The organism is Rhodococcus sp. BS-15 (genome assembly GCF_000813105.1).
Lineage (GTDB): Bacteria > Actinomycetota > Actinomycetes > Mycobacteriales > Mycobacteriaceae > Rhodococcoides.
In genome coordinates, this window is record NZ_BAOX01000413.1 from 1 (window position 1) to 3246 (window position 3246).

The 3246-nt window shown below is 64.1% G+C and carries 3 protein-coding genes; 1 reads left to right on the forward strand and 2 read right to left on the reverse strand.

Translation table 11 applies throughout. The annotated features are described in order from the left end of the window. Positions 1–876 (reverse strand): FAD-binding oxidoreductase (locus tag RHBS_RS25995; protein WP_145977615.1); only part of this gene is annotated, 876 nt, incomplete at its 3' end. A 180-nt stretch (positions 877–1056) separates the two neighbouring features. Then, on the reverse strand, positions 1057–2352 hold the full coding sequence (locus RHBS_RS26000; RefSeq protein WP_128646826.1) for a peptide synthetase: 1296 nt from the start codon (positions 2350–2352) through the stop codon (positions 1057–1059). Positions 2353–2656: 304 nt separating this feature from the next. Between RHBS_RS26000 and RHBS_RS26005 the strand changes: the two genes are divergently transcribed. Then, positions 2657–3246 (forward strand): alpha/beta fold hydrolase (locus RHBS_RS26005; RefSeq protein ID WP_237669741.1); only part of this gene is annotated, 590 nt, incomplete at its 3' end.

Sequence of the window (3246 nt, forward strand, 5' to 3'; positions counted from 1 at the left end):
TGACGTCGAAGCGGGTGGCAGGGGTGCCGAGCCCGGCAGCCGGCCGAACCAGTGATCGGCCTCGCCGCCGAAGGTGCCCGCCCAGGTCAGGGACAGCGTGAGCGACGGCGACCCGTCGTCGCCTGCCATGATTGCCGGCTGAACGGAGAGTTCGCCGGGGGCTGCATCCAGCACCGAGTCGAGTCGAGCGAGCGCCCCCTGCATCTGATCCGCCCCGAACATGACCGCACCCACAGCGACCTCCGGCAATGGGTGCAGGCGCACGGTGAGCTCGGTGATGACACCGAAGTTGCCGCCTCCGCCCCTGATGGCCCAGAGCAGGTCGGCATCCTGCTGCTGCGAGGCGGTCACGATTGATCCGTCGGCCGTCACGAGTTGCGCCTCGACGATGTTGTCCGCGCCCAATCCCACGATTCCACTGAGAGGCCCATAACCGCCTCCGATTGCCCATCCGGTGTACCCCACGTCACTGTAGGTACCGGTAGCGGCGGCCAGTCCATGGGCACCGGCCGCATCCACGACATCGGCGAGACGGGCACCACCGCCCAGTCGCGCCAGCCGGCGGTCGACGTCGATCCGCACCTCACGCATGGCCGACAGGTCGACAGTCAGTCCACCGGCCGTGAGCGCCCGGCCGGCCCAGTCGTGCCCCCCGCTCTTCACCGAGACGGGCATGTTGCTCTTCGCCGCAATCCTCAGGGCCTCCTGCACGTGCTCCGCTCGGGTCGCTCTGACGAGAACACGGGGACGGGCGGTGACGAATCCGTTCCAGATTTCCGTCGACCCGTCGTAGGCCGGGTCCTCTGGCGTGAGTACGGCGAAGCCGGTGGCGTCTCGGGCGAATTTCTCGAGATTCGGTTCGCGTGCGGTATCCACAGTGGTCCTTTCCTCGGAATATGACCGCTCCGGCCGGAACGGTCATCTTCAGTGTTGTAAACGTGATGTGCTGACTCGAGAACGGCGATCCGACGGCCGTGGGGTCCTGCGATGCCGAGGCGCGAAAGACGGGACTACACAATGGCGGACAGCAGGGTGTGACGCCTTGGACCACCGTCACTATGTGTCTTCGAGTCGTGACGATCGACCTGGTCGCTGCCAGATTCGCGCCCCGCTTTCATGAGATGCTGCGGTGAGTTGGGCAACTATTCCTGAAAGCAGCCCGCTGACCGACCCCTGACTGGTCATGGTCATGCGCAACCTGTCACCGTGAGTGACTACCCCGAGGACCAACTCGTTCTCGACCTGGGTGCTCATCACCGGTCCCCAGATCGCCTGCGCCGAAGCGTCAGTGCCGATGTCGCTGGATACACCGAGGTTTGTGATCTCGATGTCCGCGTTCGTGGCGGCGAGCATGGCCTGCTCGGCTCCCCCGGAATCAACCGGATTCAGCGCGGCCAGCGCCAAGACCGACCTACGTGTCGCCTCCAACGTCCGCGCAGTCGCCAACTGCGTTGTGGCGGCGTGGGCGAGTTCCCAGAACGCTGTTCGTGACGGACGGGAGAGAACGACGGAGGTCGCTGTGAAGCGAATGACTACATCGTCTTCGAGTCCGGCTGCGCCGCGCAGATCGATCGGCACATTGATTCGCACTCTGTCCCTGTTCGAGGCCTCGAACAGCGACGTCGCTGCGGCTGCGCACAGCATCGATTGCACAGTGCAGGAATGCAAGCGAGCGCTCCGTCGGATCCGGTCGACGCTGACCTCGTCGAGTTCGGCGTGTCCCACGACAGGCGGAGCAGTCTCATCGAACGGCCGTAGCGATGCTGGAGCTGTCTGCACCATGTGTTCGCTGCCGGGCACCTCGTCCTGGACCGAAGGAATCGGTTCCGGTTCGACCAGCTGCATCAGGTCTTCTTGGCAGATCGGCACCTCACGCGTACGAATATCGTGACCATCCAGGATCGCAAGGAGATCATGCGCCGCGCCCAGAGCACCACGCCCGTCTGCAATCTGGTGCGAGAACGTGAGCACGATGGTGGTACGTCCCGGCGAAGGAGCATCAGGAACTAGTACCGCTCGCGCAAGTGGTCCCGGCGACGGCGGAATCGGCCGCGTCTGTTCGATGGCCGCCTGCGCATGCCACGTGGATGCGGACGCTGTACGCAGCTGGATTGCGTTGTTCGAGAACCGAAAGAGCGGTCTCGATCCACTCCGGTCGATCATTGACGCAAGCAACGGATGCGCTTTCTGAAGACGACGTAGTGCCTCGTCGACCTCGCGCTCGCGTAGTACGCGGCCGCACTCGACAGCGAGCGAGAACTGCACGGGGTTGCGATGGATGTACAGATCGATGATTCGCTCGAACGCACCGAGCGGGCGTAGCTCGTGGCCTGACGCGGCAGTAGCGTTCATCGAAATCCTCTCGTCGGCGGCGGTCGAGGCAGGCCGGGTTGCCGCATTGGTCGTCAACTGGCTGGTCCCTCTCAGCACATTTGAAACTGCGCCCCTGGGGCATGGTCAAATCGATGCCCGATATGTCATACCCGTGTGTCCAGGTCGGGTCTACGGCTCTCGCGGTGCCACGTCCTCGACCGCACAGCGGGATGATCGACGGTGCCCACAGCAGTAGTGGTCGTGTTCGAGGTGGCCGAGAAGTGTTGCCCAAAACTATCACGATCATCTAATATCTCGATTGTCGAGATACTTGGGAGGTTCAGTGAGTCGGATCGGTGACAGCCCCGCAGCTGAGGAGTTCTTTTCGGCGTACGACCGCGTGCTGGCGAAGTGGCCGCTACCCATCGACACCATCGACGTCGAATCCGACTACGGCACAACCCGAGTCAACGCCTCCGGCCCCCTCGACGGACCTCCGGTGGTACTGCTGCCCGGTGGCGGAGCGACCTCGACCGTCTGGTTCGCCAACGTCGCGGCCCTGGCCCGAGGCAACCGGGTCTTCGCAATCGACCCGATGGGTGAGCCCGGGCGAAGCGTGGTCGGTCGCAAACCGATCCGCACGGTCGATGACCTGATGTGCTGGCTCGATCAGGTCATCGGCACTCTCGAGGTCACGCGGACCTCGGTTGTCGGACATGGGTACGGGGCAACGGTGGCACTCGAGTACGCGCTGCAACGGCCGGAGCGAGTCGGCACACTCGTCCTACTGGATCCCCCTTCGCGTTTCGCCGGCATGCGCCTGGCGTATCTTCTGCACGCGGTGCCTATTCTGGTGCGACCGACTCGCGAACGAATGCGTTCTCTGATCCGGTGGGAAACGCAGAACGCGCCGCTCGACGCCGACTGGCTCGA